The following is a 16,839-nucleotide window of genomic DNA, read 5'->3' as shown; positions in this document are numbered from 1 at the left end:
TCCATGATTCGCTTCAATTGTATCTCTTTTCCCTCCTAGGAAACAACCGTCTTCCATTGACCTGAGGTTCGTCTCGGCACTATAATAGTTCGCATGCGAAATATTCGAGAGCGAAATACTTTTTCCGAATAGGAGGGTTTCGAATGCCGTCGAAGGAAGATCGGGAGCGAGTGCAGCTCTTATTTCAATCGTTCCGCAACGTAAATATCGCTTTCCACCGAATGCTGGTGAAAGCCGCGACGCCGCACGGCGTCACCCCGGTACAGGTGTTGGTCATGCGGGTGCTGTCGGAGCGCCCTCGCATCGGACTCGCGGAGCTGGCGCAGCGCATCCAAATCGGGAACAGCACCGCCAGCGGCATCGTCGACCGGATGGAGAAGGCGGGGCTCGTCGTCCGCGAGCGCGGTACAGAAGACCGCAGATCCATCGTATTGTCGCTCACGGAGCGCGGCGTCGACGTCTGGCGGAAGACCGACTCTCGGCGCATGGAGCTGCTTGAGCCGCTGCTCGCGCTCCCGACCGAAGATATAGAACACTTGGTGCGCATTAACGAACGGATTACGGAAATATTCAATACCTACGGAGAGGATACCCCACAAGATGAATAACGCGACGACCGCCCCGCGAAGAGGGCCGATCTTGGCCGCCCTCATTATCGGCGCCTTCGTGGCGCTTCTCAGTCAGACGCTGCTCAACGTCGCCCTGCCGAAGATGATGGAAGATTTGGAGATCAGCGCGAACACGGTGCAATGGCTGTCGACGGGCTATATGCTCGTCAACGGCGTGCTCGTCCCGATCAGCGCCTTCTTGATTCAACGTTTTACGACGAGAGCCTTGTTTCATTCCGCCGTCGTATTGTTCCTCATCGGTACGATCGTCTGCGCCGTCTCGCCGAACTTCGGCTTCCTGCTTACCGGCCGCCTCATCCAAGCCGCCGGCGCCGGCATCCTGATGCCGCTCATGTCCATCGTCGTCCTTACCATCTTCCCGGTCGCGGAACGCGGCAAGGCGATGGGGATGATGGGCCTCGCCATGATTTTCGCCCCGGCCGTAGGGCCGACGTTGTCCGGTTGGGTCGTGGAACATTACTCGTGGCGCGTCCTATTCTATATCGTACTTCCGATCTCCTTGTTCTCGCTCGTCTTCGGTTGGTTCGCCATGAAGAACGTCGCGAAGACGTCTTCGCCGAAGCTGGATACGCTCGGGGTCGTCCTCTCTACGCTCGGGTTCGGCGGGCTGCTGTACGGCTTCAGCGACGCGGGCAACGACGGCTGGGACAGCCCGCTCGTCATTACGAGTCTCGTCGTCGGCGTCGTCTCCTTGCTGCTCTTCGTCTGGCGCGAGCTCGCGGCGGAGAAGCCGATTCTCGAATTCCGCGTGTTCCGGTACGGCATGTTTTCCTTGACGACGCTCATCAACGGCATCGTCACGATGGCGATGTTCTCGGGAATGATTTTGCTCCCGATCTACCTGCAGACGCTCCGCGGCTTTACGCCGCTCGAGTCGGGTCTGCTGCTGCTGCCGGGCGCGCTGCTCATGGGCGTCATGTCGCCGATCACCGGGGCGATCTTCGATAAGATCGGAGCCCGCTGGCTGGCCGTCGCCGGACTCGTCATCACGACGATAACGACGTACGAGTTCAGCACGCTGACGCTCGACACGACCTACACGAAGATCATCTGGATTTATACGATCCGCATGTTCGGCATGTCGCTGCTGATGATGCCGATCCAAACGGCGGGGCTCAATCAGCTGCCGCAGCGGCTGAACGCGCACGGCTCCGCGATGTCGCAGACGCTACGCAACGTCGCCGGCGCGCTCGGCACGGCGCTGCTCGTGACGATCATGACGCACCAAGCCGAGGTGAAGGGCGCGGAGCTCGTCGCCGCGGGCGGCATCGACCCGCAGGATGCGGCGGCCATGGCCGGCGTCACAGCGCAGGCCGCCGTGCACGGCATCGACTATGCGTTCGTCGTCGCGACGTGGATGACGGTCGCCGCCCTGGCGCTGGCTTTCTTCATTAAGAAGGTGAAGCCGCAGGAGGAACGTACCGGTCGTCGCCCAAGCCGCGGAACCGAACGCCGTCGCCGGCAAGTAACGAACAAGGTCCGTCACCGAGCGCCTTGAGCGCGGGACGGACCTTGTTTTATTTGGAGACGAACGCGAGCGCGCGGAGCGGCGAACCCGAGCCTCGCTTCACCTTCAGGGGAGCGATAAAGACGACGCTCTCGCCTAGAATTCGGTCAAGTTTCGTTAAATTTTCCACGATGTTCACGCCGTTCCCCAGCAGCGCGTAATGCGCGGGCGCGCCTTCGGCGGCGCTACCGTCGATCGCGATGACGTCGCAGCCGACGACCTTGACGCCCTTCTCGACCAAATAGAAGGCGGCGTCCTCCGCGAGGCCGGGCCATTCCTTGGCGTACTTCAAGTCGACCGAGCGAGGCACCCAATACCGGTCCCAGCCGAAACGGAAGAAGACGATATCGCCGGATTCGATTCGCTGATGCGTCCGTTCCCACGCTTCGACGACCCCGCGGGATACGCTGCCGGTTTCGTCGAGGAACGAGACGTCGATCGTGAGCGCCCGGCCGAAAAACTGCGTCGTCGGCGTTTCGTCCATATACCGATGCGCCTCATGCCCCTCCCGAAGGAAATGCGCCGTCGCGTCCATATGCGTCCCGCAATGCTCGTTCATGACGAGCTGATACGCGAGCGCGATGCTGCCCGTGTCGAACGAATCCCAGAGCGTGTGGAAATAACGCGAATGCGACAAGACGACGGGCATATCCTCCTCGTATGTATGCGAGAGGTCGATGACTTGCATGCCGGACAACAAATTCGCCAATTGTCTCGCTTCGGTCATAGGGAGCCACCATCCGTTTCGATGTAATAAATTTCGCCTGTAATAGGAATACGGCGTTCGCGCGGGGATTCCTCCCTCCCTTGCCGGATCCGGAGCGAAAAGGGCGGTTTCAAGCGCGCAACGACGCTTGGAACCGCCCTTCTTTTCGTTATTGCTCCGAAACCCTAACAATCGTCGCCGCGTCGAGGAACGCGGTACTGTCTCCCGTCGCCGCCGTGCCGACGAAGCGGATCGTGCGGCTCGACCCGGAGGAAACCGTGAACGGCTCCGTGACGAACGTTTGGAATTCGGTCGAGGACGCCGGCGCGAACGTGCCGATCGTCGTGTCGCCCGTTCGCACCTCGATCGTCTGTTGACCGCCGAAGGCGCGTCTTGCCGCTTGGAATTGAATCATATAAGTCCCTTTCGGGAAAAAGAGCGTCTGGCTGATCTCCCCGGCCGCGCCGTCCTTGTTTTGGATGAGCCCCGTCTGCACGCCTTCCGGCGCCGGCGCGGCCCCGAAGGCGCTGCCGTTGCGCTGTACGCCGGCGGTCGCGTTGAACGTCCAGCCGTCCGTCATGTTGCCGCGGACCCCCGTCACGGCCGGCGATTCGAAGCCCGCGTTCGCGAAGATCGGTACGGCCTGCGGAGCCGGTTCGCCGATCGTAATCGCGTCGATGAACGCCGTATTGTCGCCTGTCGTCGTCGTCGCCGCGAACCGGATCGTATGGTGGCCCGTCTCGACCGCGAACGCGTCCGTCGCGAAGGAAGCGTACGCCGTGGAAGCCGGCGCGTACGAGCCGATCAACGTCTCGTCGAGGTAGACGTCGAACGATTGCGCGCCGCCGAACGAACGCTTCGCCGCCTGGAACGAGATCGCGTACGTCCCGCCCGGCAGGAAGACGGATTGGCTGAATTCGCCCTGCCCGTTATTCGTATTCAGGTACGCCGCCTGAATGCCCGACGGAGCGGGTGCTTCTCCGAACACGCTGCCGTTCTTCACCAGCCCCGAGCGGGAATTGAACGTCCAGCCGTCCGCAGCGCCGCCGACCTGCACGCCGGTCGACGCCGTCACCGGCGGCGACTCGAAGCTGCCGTTCGGAATCGCAGGACCGGAAGGCGGCGTATACGGCACGAGGTCGATCGCGTCGACGAACGCCGTGTTGTCGCCCGTCGTCGTCGTCGCCGCGAACCGGATCGTATGCCGGCCGGGTTTGTCGATGACGAAGCCGTCCGTCGTATACGCTTGGTAGCTGCCCGACGTCGGCGTGTATGAGCCTAAAACCCGATCGTCGAGGTACACGGCGAACGATTGCTGCCCGCCGAAGCTGGTGCGTTTCGCCGCTTGGAAGCTGATCGCGTACGACCCCGCCGGGAACACGATCGTCTGGCTGATCGCCCCGGCGACGCCGCCGTTCGTCTGCAGCAGCGCGGACTGCGTGCCCTCCGGCGCGTCGGCCGCCCCGAAGGCGCTGCCGTTGCGCTGCATGCCCGACCGTTCGTTGAACGTCCAGCCGTCGCCGCCGCCCAGAACGCCGTGGCTCGTCGTGATCGTCGGCGATTCGAAGCCGGCGTTCGCGAGTTCCGGCCATTCCGGAATTTCAATGCGCTCGATGGACACCGCATCGACGTACGCCGTCCGTTCTCCGTCGGCCGTTACCGAGACGAACGAGACGTCATGGGCGCCCGCTTCCACCGTAAAGAAGTCCGAATCGAAGTCGGCGTAGCTCGTCGCGGTCGGCGAGTACGTACCGACGACTTGGTCTCCGACGCGCACCTCGAACGTCTGGGCGCCGGAAGCGCCGGACGCCGCGGCGCGGAAGCTAAGGACATACGTTCCGGCCGGAAACTCGACCGGTTGCGAGAAGCGCCCGGCCTCGCCGTCCACGGTTCGCAGCGCCGCCGCCTGCATGCCGAGCGGCGCGTTCGGCGCGCCCGGTGCGCCGTTCCGCGCGACGCCGGACGTCTCGTTGAACGTCCAGCCCGCGGAAGCCGAGGCCGAAGCCGCGGCGCCGAGCAGAACGCCGCCGTCGTTCGTCGCGGCCGGCGATTCGAAGCCGGCGTTCGCGACATGCGGCGCGTCGAACGGCTTCGGATGCGTAATTCGAACGTCGTCGAGGAACGCCGTGTTGTCGCCGACCGTCGTCGTCGCGACGAACCGGATCGTGTGCCGGCCTCCCGACGTCTCGAACGGCTCCGTACGATAGATGACGTACTCCCCGGACGTCGGCGCGTACGAGCCGATGACCGTGTCGTCGAAATACACGTCGAACGTTTGCGTGCCTCCGAAGCTGGTGCGCTTCGCGGCTTTGAACTCCATCTGATACGCGCCCGGCTTAAAGTTGATCGACTGGCCGATGACGCCGGAGACGCCGCCGTCGGTCTTGAGGTACGCGGTCTGGACGCCGAGCGGCGCCGGGGTCGCGCCGAACGGGCCGGCGTTATGCTGCACGCCCGCGCGGGAGTTGAACGTCCAGCCGTTCGTCATCGGACCCGGACGCGCCGTCGTCGTGCCCGGCTTCTCGAAGCTGGCGTTGAAGAACGTAACGACCGGCACTTCCTCCGGAATGTCGTAGCTGACGAAGCAGCGCTTCGCATGCTCCGGGCTCGGATCGCCGCCGAACTCCGCGGCCGCGCAAGCGACTCCGCCCGTATGGACGGCGTAATTGAACAATCCGTCCGCGCCGAAGGCGACGATCGCCTCGCCTTCGAAGTGACATTCGCCCCCCTCGTACGCGCAGAACGCATAACCGTCCGGCGAGTTGCTCACTTGATTCGTCTGATACAGGGCCGACGTAACGCCCGAAGACTTCAGCCCGGATTTGAACGCCTTCGCCTTCAGCAGCGCCAGCGTCCCGTCGGCCAAGATGATCGGCCGCTCGTACAGCGGGGACGCCGCCGTCGGCTCGCTGCCGTCCAGCGTGTAGCGGATGTCCGCGCCCGGCGTCGCCGTCGTCAGCGTCACCGCTTCGGCGGAAGGATAGACGCCCGGCGCCAAGCCGAACGACACCGGCTCGACCGTGTTGGGCAGCGCCATCGGCAGCACCTTGATCAACGCGACGCCGTAGGCGCCGGGATCGCTGTCGCTGGTCGCTTTCACCGCGATCAGCGTCTCGTCCGTCACCTGCGGCGCGTGGTAGACGCCGGTGTTTTTGTTGATCGCGCCGTTGTTCTCGCCGACGATGCTCCACGTCACGCCGCCGGTATTGTCGATGACGGTCGCGGACAGCTGCAGCTTGTCGCCGGAGCGCACCGTAGGCAGAAGCGGCGACACCTCGACTTGCGTCTGCGGCGGCTCGGTCGTGTAGACCGCGAAGTGGTACGCCGACCCTACGTTCGGATCCCGGAACGACGCGCCCGCTTCGAAGCTGGCCGACGCCGGCGGCAGAATCGCGTTCCCGGTCCGAACGACGTCGTCTTGATAGACGTGCTTGCGGAACGTCTTGCCGATCTCGACCCCGCCGAAATCGAACGTAACGTCCTTCGGCAAGCCCGCCTTGCTCTCCAACAAAATCGAATAGTTCCCGTCCGCCGTCTTGAACGCGGCCGCGCGCAAGTCCGGCGTTCCCGTATCCACCGCGAGAACCGAGCTGTGCTCCGGTATGTACCGGTTGAGCAAGCCCGCGCTGTAGAACGTCTTGCGCGGCTCCATCCCGAGCACGATCGAATCCCACATCGTGTAGACGCCGTTCGTCCCGCCGAACGGATCGGGACTCCAGACGCCGTTCAGCTGCCACACGAGCGCGGATTTCACGCCCCCGTTGGCAACGGCGACGACGGAATTCGCGAAGCCCGCGTCCCAATTGCTGGCGTTGTCGTCGCCCCAGCCGAACTCGGTCAGATGGACCGGCTTCGGCGCCACGTAATCGCTGCGCTGCTTCAGCGCAACGCGAAGCCCTTCGTACGCTTCCCCGTAGACGTGGAAGCTGTAGCCGTCCATATGCTCGTCGATATGATCCTTCATGTATTGCGTCCAGCCCGGAGCGCCCGTCTCCTCCGGCCCCCAAATTTCGATGCGGTCGCGGAGGCCGTCCGCCGCGAGACGCTCGCTCGCCTTGCGCACCATCTCCGCGTAGTACGCCTGTTGGTCGCCGGGCGCTTCGAAGTCCCAGCTGCCGTTCGGCTCGTTGTAGAACGTCAGATATTTCACGTTGTCGTATCCGCGAACCTCGATCAACTCGCGCAGCGCCGCCGAAGTCGAGGCGGCGTACGCGTCCAAGTCCGCCGGCGCGCTCGTCCACGGATCGACGCCCGGAATGTTGAACCACTCGTGCGCCGCGGAGCCGATCTTCCAGCCCATATTCAGCTCGATTTCCGTACCGGCTTCCTTGAAAACGTCCAGATACTTGTAGAACGCCTGCATTTGAGGGCTGTCGAACGTATAGACGCCTTTCGCCGACTCCATCCAGTCGATCTGAAACCACACCCGCGCCACCTTCGGCCGGACCGTCAGAATGCGCTTGCGATCCATCTCCCAGTGCGCCTCCGTATACCCGAACCGGGTCGTTCCCTCCATCAGCGCCGTCGGAATGACGTTCACCCCGATGCCGAGGAAATCCGATTGGACGACCTCGTTCGGATCGATCCGTACCGTGTGCGGCGCGGGAGCGGCCGAGTCGTCCGAATCGGCCGCTTCGACGGGCTTCGCCCCTGCCCACGAGGACAGCGCCAAGGACGCCGCCAACGCGAGCGCTCCGAAGCGATGCAGCGAGTTCCTGTTCCTTCTGTTCATTAGCGATTCTCCTTTCGTATGGGTACAGCAACATCGTACCTTCAAGTAACCGCTTCCAGTTTGAAGATTCTTAGGAAACGATTGAATAGTTTTCCGATGACGGCGCGAGCGAGGTTGAAAGATTTTATGATCGGTTGAACAAGTTCGATCCGCACGGTTCTCTTACGGCACCGATTCGATGCGTCTTCGGAAAATGATATCGCGCCGCCTGCGAAACCTGCCGAAATAAGAAACGAGCCAAAGTCGGTTTCGGCTTTGGCTCGTTGTCCTTGTTCGTATTCGATTGGATTACAATCCGTGCTCCGTGCGCAGTCTCTTGACTTCGTCGTTGTAGAACTTCGTGAACTCTTCGGCGCCGCCGTCCTTGAACGCTTTGATCGCTTCTTCTTTATTCTTCTGGAACTCTTCCTCGGACTTCGAAAGAATGATCTTCGCCGCTTGACGCGCCGCAAGCTCCTTCAAAGCGGCTTCCGTCTTCTTGTGCTCCTCGGTGAGCGTGACGCCCGGAACCGTGTTGCGCTTCAAAATTTCATCGTCGGACATGCCGTTCATCCACGTCGTGAACGTGTCGAGCTTGCCTTCTTCGATCAGCTTCTCGAACACTTCGCCCGAGTACGTCGCGCCGTAATGGGCGGCGAAATCTTTCTCGAGCGGCGTAGCGGCCTTCGAAAGCGCCTCGCCGGCGTTGAACAGATTGACCGGTTGGCCGTCGTTCGGGTTGACGAGATCGCCGCCGAGACCGATGATGTTGCGGTCGAGCGACAAGCCCGTCTTCTCGAACTCCGTACCGCCCGCCGACTTGAGCGCGAGCGTCTCTTCCGTCAGCGTCGGAACGCCGTTCACCATGTTCCAGTGCGTGCCTTCCACGCCGTTGTACATCGTTCTTGCGCCTTCGTAAGAGAAGATGTAGTTCAGGAATTCCATTGCTTTCTCCGGGTTCTTCGAGCTCTTCGAGATCGAATACGACTTATCCACCCAGCCGAGCGGATTGACGCCGCCCGTCCAAGCGAGCTTGCCGGCCGGAACGACGATATATCCCTTGTCGCCTTCCGGATGCTGCGCGTTGAAGTCTCCCATCGCCCATGTCGCCGGGCCGACGACGATTTGGCCTGCCGTCGCTTTCGCCATATAGTCGTTGTTCTTCATCGTGAGGGAGTCCGGATCGAGCAAGCCTCTGCGCTGCGCTTTGTTGAAGAAGTCCATCGCGACCCAGAAGTTGGACGTTTCGTCCGTCAGCACGCTGATGAAATTATGATCGCCGACTTGCGCCGCCGTCAGGTCGCTCGTCGCGCCGGACGACTTCGTGAAGACGAGCGGCGTAATCGTGTACGGCCAGAGGCCCCAGTCCTGCCACATCGATACCCCGTACACCGGCTTGCCTTCGTCGGTCTTCGGATGGTTCTTCACGATTTGCTCGACGGCGTCCAGCATCTGGTCCATCGTGTCCATCGGCGGCGCGCCGATTTCCTTGTACCAATCCCAGCGAATCGTTGCGCCGATCGTAATCGGAGCGACGGATTCCCCCGGCTTCGGCTGCACCTGCGGCGGCAAGAAATACGCCTTGCCCGTGCCGTTGCTCCAGTTTTTCTTGCCGTATTCCACGACCGTGCCGATGTTCGCGGTAATATCTTTCCCGTGACTCGCCAATAGATCGTCCATCGGGATGATCAAGTTGCCCTCGATAAGCTGCTTCTGAAATTTGTTCGGGTCCGCGCGAACGATATCCGGCAGCTCGCCGCCGGCGAGCAGTACGTTGAATTTATTTTCGTCCGCTTCGACGTATTCGATTTTCACGCCGAGCTTCTCCGCGAGTTCCTTCGCGATCACGCTGTCCTGCTGCACCGAGTTCCACTTCGTGCCGGGCTCCATAACGAGTACGCGCAAGGTGACGAGCTCTTTCGGTCCCTCGTTCGTCGCCTTGGTATCCGTACCGCCTTCGGCCGTTTGGCCCGCGTCGCCGGTCCCTTCGTCGTCCTTCGCGTTATCGGAGCCGCCGCCGGAGCAAGCCGACAGCACCAGCGCCAGGATCATCGTCATCATGATCGCAAGCTTCCAAGTCCCTTTCTTTTTCATTGCTTTACCCCTCCCACATCGAATAAGGATCTATAATTATCGGCCGTCGGCCGGATAATCCGTCGCTTAGCCCTTAACGGCGCCGAGCATGATGCCTTTGACGAAGTACCGCTGCAGCAGCGGATACACGAGCACGATCGGCAGCGTGACGAGCATCGTGATCGTCATGCGGATCGATTGCGGCGTCAGCGTGCGGACCAAGTCGCCGCGGTTCAGCTGCTCCGTCGTCATGTTGGACAAATTGCTGGATTGATTCAAGAAATTATAGAGCACGAGCTGCAGCGTCTGCAGTTTCGGGTTTTCCACGAGAAAGAAGTTGTCGAACCAAGTGTTCCACTGCCCGACGGCGGCGAACACGGCGATCGTCGCGATGATCGGCATCGACAGCGGGAAGATGACGCTCGTGTAAATTTTGAAATACCCCGCGCCGTCGATCTTCGCCGATTCCTCGAGCGACGCCGGCAGCTGTTCGATGAACGTCTTGATCAGGATGACGTTGAAGGCCGAGAGCGCGGACGGAATGATGTAAAGCAAGAAGTTGTTCTGCAGGCCGTACGCCTTCATCGTCAAATACCAAGGGATGAACCCGGCGTTGAAATACATCGTGACGAGCACGAAACGATAGATGTACTTCCGGAACGGCATCTCGTCCTTCGTGATCAGGTACGCGAAGAAGGAGCAGCAAAATACGGTTACGATCGTTCCGAGCACGGTTCTCGACAGCGAGACGATCGCGGAGTCCGCGATGCCCGGGAGACCGATCGTCGTCCGGTACGCCTCGAGCGAGAAGCCCGCCGGCCATAGATACACGCCCTTCTGGGCTTCGATCGAGTCGCTGATCGAGTAGATGAAGATATAGTAGAACGGATAGATCGTGACGATGACGAGCAACGCGAGAACCAAGTAGTTGATCGTATCGAACGTAAGATCCTTCAAGTGAATAGGCCGCTTGCGGCGAACCGCCGGCGCGTTGGCTTGCATGCTCATGGCGAAACTCCCTTCCCGGCTGCTTATACGATACCCTGCCCGCGGATTTTCTTAGACATAAAGTTGACGCTGAATAACAGAATGATGCTGATGACCGACTTGAAGATGCCTACGGCGGTGGAGTACGAATAATCGCCGGTCACGAGTCCGAGCCGGTATACGTACAGATCGAGCACTTCGATCCGGTCGGCGACCATCACGTTGCTAAAGACGAGGTATTGCTCGAAGCCGGCGGACAACAGATTGCTGATCGACAGCAGCAGCAGGACGATGAAGGTCGGCATAATGCTCGGCAGCGTAATGTGCCAAATCGTGCGAAGCCGGCCCGCGCCGTCGACGCGCGCCGCGTCGTACTGTTCGCTGTCGATGCTGACGATCGCGGCCAAGTAGATGATGGCGCTCCAACCGACGCCCTTCCACAGCAAGAGCAGCGTCTGCACGGTCCATACCCGTTCGTAGTTCCCGAGGACGTTGACCGGCGTATCGCTCAGCCCCAGCTTGAACAGGATCCCGTTCACGGCCCCTTCCGTGCTGAACATGCTGAACGCGAGGGAATACACGATGATCCAGCTAATATAATGAGGCAGCGTCGAGGTCGTCTGCACGATCCGCTTGAACCATTCGTTTTTCACTTCGGACACCATGATCGCGAACAGCATCGGGATCGGCGCCGTCGCGATCGACAGCAAGCTGAGCGCCAGCGTGTTGATCAGTACGGGGCCCATGCGGGGGTCGCTTAGCATGGCCGTGAAATTTTCCAAACCGATAAACTCGGACTTGCTGAGCGGAATGCCCGGACGATAGTCGAAAAAGGCGTAAATCCAGCCGAACAGCGGTACGTAACTGAAAGCGAAGGCGATCGCCACGAAGGGCAGCGCCATAAGCAACAGCTTCATTCCGTCTTTCCGGAAGAGCTTCGACTTCTTGGCGGCCTTCTGTTTATTCGCTGCGTACGTAATTTCCATAGCTCTTCTCCTTTGTCTTGCAGTCTCTCTTCTCTCTCCACCTGTCTCTATGATAGCGGTTCCTCGGTCGCCTCCGAATGAAGGATCTTTCGACTATATTGAAAATTTACCGGCGCGACGCCATGCCGAATTGAACGATTTAACGATTCGCTTGAACTCGAACGCCGTCTTCTCCGAACGAAAAAGGACAGCGCGGGCGCTGTCCGGAAAAACTTGAACGATTTTATTCTCCGACTTGCGACGCCGGAATGCGCATGACGACTTCCGCCCCCTTCTCCCTCGCCTCGAAGTGCAAGCCGTATTGCGGACCGAAGTACAGCCGGATCCGCTTGTTCACGTTGTTCAGCCCGATGCCGCTGCCGTCGCCGGACGACTCGTAGCCCTCGCCGGCCGCGAGGCTCCGGTTCAGCGCCTCCATACGCCCGGGTTCGAGTCCGATGCCCGAGTCGGCGATGCGGATGACGAGCTCGCCGTCCGCGACTTCCGCCCGAATGGCGATATGAATGACGTGGCCTTCGTCCTGGCGTCCCGACGCGATCGAATTTTCGACGAGCGGCTGCAAAATAAAGCGGGGAACGCGGCAGTCCAGGTCCGACTCGTCGATGTCGATATCGAAGATGACGTTGTTGTCGAACCGCGTATTGATGATCTTGATATAGTGCTGCAGGTAACTGATTTCGTCGCGAAGCGAGCACATCGGGTCCTTGCTCGAGAAGACCGGCCGCAGGATGTTGCCGAGCGCGACGATCGTGCTTACGATGTTGTCGGCTTTAATGATCGAAGCCATCCAGCGAATGCTGTTGAGCGTGTTATACAGGAAGTGCGGATTGATCTGGTATTGCAGCGCTTCGATTTCCAGCTCCCGCTTCTGCTCCTGCATCGCGTTGTTTTTCTTGATCAGGTCGACGATGCTGAGCGACATCTCGTTGAACCGCCGGATGACCGTGCCGAATTCGTTGCTCGGCACTTCGTCGAACGTGACCCCGAGCTCGCCTCGGCTCATGTCCTTCATCTTGCCGGAGAGCAGATGCAGCGGACGGATCATCTTGTTGAGCCAAAAGTACGATACGATCAAGATGACGATTAAGCTCAGCAGAAAGACTAGAAAAATCATGCGCTGTACGGTATAAATTTGCGATGAGTACACATTCAGAGGGATTTCCTTCATTAAATACCAACCGGTGTCCTGCAGCTTGCGGTACACGATCTGAACCCGATCGCTGCCGTCGACGATATCGTGGCTTCCGTACACCGGGCCGTCGGCGCCGTCCGGCGGCATATAAGGACTCATCGAACCGATGCGGTCTTGACGGCTCGCGGAGACGATGCGGCCGTCCGCGTCCGCGATGAACATCTCGCCGTCGTTCGCGTCGAGCGACGCGGAATATATCGAAGCCAAGTATCGCTCGTCGATGTTGAAGATGAGCGTCGCGCTGATTCGCGGATCGAATATGGCCCGCGTCCCCCGCATAACGCTAACGAGCGCGCCGTCGTTGTCCTCCGTCATGTACGGGTTGAAAAACGACTTCGTCAAGCTGCCTTCGATGACGATTCCCGGATATTGCTCCTTCGAGCGGCGGAACGGCTCCGATCGGAAGAAGGTCTTCGACCATTCCTCGACGGGATGCACGAGCGTCGTGTCGCCGCTGCCGCCGACCGCGCCTTGATTTTCCGCCGTGACGTAGATGGAATGCACATAGCTGTAATTGCCGATGAATCTCGTGATCCGGGCGTGGAGCATATTTTTGTAATTCAAAAACTCCAGCTCGCTCTTCTCGGTTAAGTTGAGCAGCAGCTCCTGCATGCCGTCGTCCTGCAGAAACAGCTTCTGCAGCCGATCCACTTCGGATATCAAATTATGAATGTTATGGTCGAGCTGCTGGAACTGCTGGAACAGAAGGCGTTCGTTCTGATCCTTCACCATGCCGAGCATGAACGAATAGATGTAATACGACGCTCCCGCGAGCACCGCGATGCTGATGACCATGAACACCAAGATGAGCTGCGTCCTAAGGCTTTGAAACCAACGGAGCCGCTTCATGCGTCGCCACGCGCCCCGGCCACCCATTGCTTCCGGTACTCGTTCGGGTTCAGGCCCGTTACCTTCTTGAACACTTTGCTGAAGTACGTATATTCCGGCGAAAATCCGACCTGCACCGCGATGTCGTACGACTTCAGCTGCGTGCCGATCAGCAGCTCCTTCGCCCGCTCGATTCGGTACCGGTTGAGATAATCGACGAACGAAATTTGCAGTTCCTTCTTGAAGAGATTGCTTAAATAGCTGAGGCTGAGGCCGACGTGGTCGGCGACAGACTGCAAGGAAATGTTTTCGGTATAATGCCGCTTGATGTACTGCAGCGCTTTCGTAATTTCCCCGCTCATGTTAAGTTGACTGCGCGCCTTCTCCGCGATGTCCGATAAGTAGATTAGCGTCTGTTCGAGCATGTCGGGCAGGTTGTCGCTATTCTCCAGCTTGTCGGTCACCGAGACGAGCAACGTCAATTCGTTCTGATTGTCGTCGTACACGTTCGTGCTGACCCATTGGACGAATTGGAACAGCAATATTTCGATCGACTTCCGATCCTCGCCGAGCGCCCCGTCGAACGAATCCATGTAATGATCGTATTCCTTCTGCTTCATCGGCGACAGCAGCGCCCGCAGCGCGGGCGCGGCGCGGAGCGCGGACAACGTCTCGCGCGCCGGCGTCGGGTCGGGCGCCCCCCTCCCGTCGTGCAGCTGTCCGGGGCCGGACAAAAACTTGTGCTCGAGCGCGCGCGACGCCTCCGCGTACAGCTTCGGCAATGACTTATAGCCGTTCTGAATGCCGCTGATCCCGAACGAGACGGAGCCGTTGAAGTAGGTGCGGATCACCTCCTGCACGTGGAGCAGAAGTCCGCGAGTTTCCTGGACGATCGCTTGTTCCGAATGCATGTCCTCGAACGACAGCACGATCGCGTACCGCGTCTCGTCGATGTGGAACGCTTCCCCGCGCTTATGGACGGCGACGATCTCGTTCAAGATGTTCAGGAGCGTCATCTTGATCAGATGGCCGTGCTCGTCCCGGAATTTCTCCTTCAGACGGGGGTATCGGTCGACCTCCATCAGGCAGGCGACCAGCCGTACCGGCGACAGCCGCAGCCCGTGGCGCAGCGCGAACGACTCGAATTCGTCCGCGGAGAAGATGTTATAGAACAGGAAGTCCTTCAGCATCTGCTCCTTCAGCAAATCTTTGTTTTGCGACGGAAGCCGCCCTTCCTCGGACGTCCCGCGTCCGCCCTGCTCGAGCAGCTCCCTTCGGACGCCCTCGAGCACCGTCTCGATTTCCTCCTCGGTCATCGTCAGCTTCAATATATAGCTGGATACGCCGTACGTCATCGCTTTGCGCGCCAGCTCGAACTCCTCCAAGCAGGACAGGACGACGAGGCGCGTGCTCTTGTCCCGCCCGCGTACGTTCGCGATCAGCTCCATGCCGTCCATCTTCGGCATCCGGATGTCCGTAATGACGACGTCGGGCTTCTCCCGTTGGTAATACTCCCATGCCGCTTGCCCGTCGGGGAAGTCCGCGACGACCTCCATGTCGAACTTCTTCCAGTCGACCGAATTTTTCAACCCGAGGCGGACGAGCATCTCGTCCTCGACGATCATGACTCGAAACACGGCGGGCCCTCCATTCGTTGTCGTTCGTTGTTGTAACTTATTATATTTTATCGATTTTTCGGATGATTAACAACAAAAGAAGAGCATCCCGCGCGAAATTATTTAAAAAATACGAACCGTTCGCCCATTCGCATCAGGTGGAACGACAGCTCGGGGTACGTCTGGTACGCGTAATCCGCGAAATACGCCGGATTTTCGTCGTTGTGCTTGAAGACGCCGTAATGCATCGGCAGCGCGAGACGCGCGCCGATGTCATGGGCGAGATCCGCCGCCTCGCGATAGTTCATGTTGCCGACGATGCCCGCGGCCGTACGCTTGTAATCTCTGCCGTTGATCGGCAGGAACGCCGCGTCGACGTTCTCCGCGCCGATCCATTGCGGCAGCTCGGGGAAGCCGACCGTGTCGCCCGCGTGGTAGACGACGACGTCTCCGAAGCGGAGCACGTAGCCGAGATAGAAGTGATTGCCTTCGGCGTCCTTCTCGAACTCGTCGTGCTTCGCGGCGAACGCCTTGATCTCGACGCCCGCAAGGCGCAGCGTCTCCCCGTGGTTCATGCCGCCGAGGCGCGCGTCGTCGAACCCCCATTCCCGAAGGAGCGGCAGATGCGCCCGCGGCGCGACGAGCGGCGCGCCGTCCTTCAGTCGCAGCGGGACGAGCGACCGCTTGTCCATATGGTCCTCGTGATGGTGCGAGCACAGCACCGCGTCCAACGGCGGCAGCGCCTCCGGCGCCACCGGCGGCGGCGCGATTCGCGACCATGGCTCTCCGGCGAGCTCGTTCACCCAATCCGATATATACAAGTCGATGCCGATCGTGCAGCGCGAGCTCTTGAAGACGTACCCGCATTGGCCGAGCGACCAGATCGCCAAGGCGTTGTCCGGCACCGTCGTCGCGGCGATTTCCGCGGCGATGTCTCTTTTCCCTATCATTCCTTCCGGCTCCCTTCGAATCTCGATTCTATGTCATAGAAACATTAAAACATAAAAAACGCCCGCCGGGGACGACAATTTTCGTCGTCTCCGGCAGGCGCGCTTATCGCCCTCGGCATGTCGTCAATCGATATTCGACCGATCGAGCACCGCCTGCAGCAGCTCTTCCTCCATCTCGAAATGAAGCTTCAGATGACGCGCGGCTTGAAGCAAGGAGCCCGCCATCGGCTTCGCCGGCCCCGGCTGCGACGGAGCGCGATCCGCGGCTTCGAGGAACGCGCGCAAATACCGCTCCGCCAGTTCGTGCTCCTGTTCGATCAACATAAACTGGATCGGTTCATCCTCCAGGTACCAGGCGATCATCGGGAATAACGTCGCTTCCTCCCACTTCGCGTGACGTTCTACGTCTCTCTGGAACGCTTGCACGGCGTTCCGCACTCGTTTCAGCAGCGCAGGGTCGTCCGGGAATCGATCGTCCCGCTCCGACAGACGTCCTGACATCCGAACGATGGACTCGAGCTCCGATTGCAGCGCATCGTGTTCGTCTTGCAGCTTCCGCACCGCTTCGTTCAGTCGGAAGATCGGATGGCCGAGCGGCGGCGGAACGGGCGGGAACGGCGTCGTGCGGTACATGCGGCATCCCTCCAAGAAGTC

Annotated in this window: 11 protein-coding genes; 2 read left to right on the top strand and 9 right to left on the bottom strand. The window is 60.2% G+C overall.

Annotation, left to right across the window (positions count from 1 at the left end; genetic code table 11):
• Positions 1–143 precede the first annotated feature (143 nt).
• Positions 144–608: a MarR family winged helix-turn-helix transcriptional regulator gene (locus FE782_RS05340; RefSeq protein WP_138193013.1), complete on the top strand. Its 465-nt coding sequence runs from the start codon at positions 144–146 to the stop codon at positions 606–608.
• Positions 601–2,127, top strand: a complete 1,527-nt coding sequence (locus tag FE782_RS05335; RefSeq protein WP_138193012.1) for a DHA2 family efflux MFS transporter permease subunit — start codon at positions 601–603, stop codon at positions 2,125–2,127. Before FE782_RS05340 ends, FE782_RS05335 begins: the two co-directional genes overlap by 8 nt.
• A 19-nt stretch (positions 2,128–2,146) precedes the next feature.
• Here the strand turns inward: FE782_RS05335 and FE782_RS05330 are convergent, their stop codons facing one another.
• The 9 genes from FE782_RS05330 to FE782_RS05290 form a co-directional block, all read right to left on the bottom strand.
• Positions 2,147–2,863 (bottom strand): cyclase family protein, encoded by a 717-nt coding sequence (locus FE782_RS05330; protein WP_138193011.1) that lies wholly within the window; start codon positions 2,861–2,863, stop codon positions 2,147–2,149.
• Between the two features lie 148 nt (positions 2,864–3,011).
• Positions 3,012–7,574, bottom strand: coding sequence for a chitobiase/beta-hexosaminidase C-terminal domain-containing protein (locus FE782_RS05325; RefSeq protein WP_138193010.1), 4,563 nt, complete (start codon positions 7,572–7,574; stop codon positions 3,012–3,014).
• A 288-nt stretch (positions 7,575–7,862) separates the two neighbouring features.
• Positions 7,863–9,647 (bottom strand): extracellular solute-binding protein, encoded by a 1,785-nt coding sequence (locus tag FE782_RS05320; RefSeq protein WP_138193009.1) that lies wholly within the window; start codon positions 9,645–9,647, stop codon positions 7,863–7,865.
• A 66-nt stretch (positions 9,648–9,713) separates the two neighbouring features.
• On the bottom strand, positions 9,714–10,634 hold the full coding sequence (locus tag FE782_RS05315; RefSeq protein ID WP_238392351.1) for a carbohydrate ABC transporter permease: 921 nt from the start codon (positions 10,632–10,634) through the stop codon (positions 9,714–9,716).
• 23 nt (positions 10,635–10,657) lie between these two features.
• A complete protein-coding gene (locus FE782_RS05310) occupies positions 10,658–11,599 on the bottom strand; it encodes an ABC transporter permease (protein ID WP_138193008.1) in 942 nt (313 codons plus the stop codon).
• 223 nt (positions 11,600–11,822) lie between these two features.
• On the bottom strand, positions 11,823–13,667 hold the full coding sequence (locus tag FE782_RS05305; protein WP_238392350.1) for a cache domain-containing sensor histidine kinase: 1,845 nt from the start codon (positions 13,665–13,667) through the stop codon (positions 11,823–11,825).
• On the bottom strand, positions 13,637–15,256 hold the full coding sequence (locus FE782_RS05300) for a response regulator (protein WP_138193007.1): 1,620 nt from the start codon (positions 15,254–15,256) through the stop codon (positions 13,637–13,639). Before FE782_RS05300 ends, FE782_RS05305 begins: the two co-directional genes overlap by 31 nt.
• 98 nt (positions 15,257–15,354) lie before the next feature.
• Complete coding sequence (locus FE782_RS05295; RefSeq protein WP_138193006.1) at positions 15,355–16,185, bottom strand: MBL fold metallo-hydrolase; 831 nt, start codon at positions 16,183–16,185, stop codon at positions 15,355–15,357.
• Positions 16,186–16,308: 123 nt separating this feature from the next.
• Complete coding sequence (locus tag FE782_RS05290) at positions 16,309–16,818, bottom strand: hemerythrin domain-containing protein (RefSeq protein WP_138193005.1); 510 nt, start codon at positions 16,816–16,818, stop codon at positions 16,309–16,311.
• Positions 16,819–16,839: the final 21 nt, after the last annotated feature.

Source organism: Paenibacillus antri (assembly GCF_005765165.1).
Classification (GTDB): Bacteria; Bacillota; Bacilli; order Paenibacillales; family YIM-B00363; genus Paenibacillus_AE; species Paenibacillus_AE antri.
The sequence above is the reverse complement of the archived record's forward strand: the minus strand, read 5'-3'. Positions and strand labels throughout refer to the sequence as shown.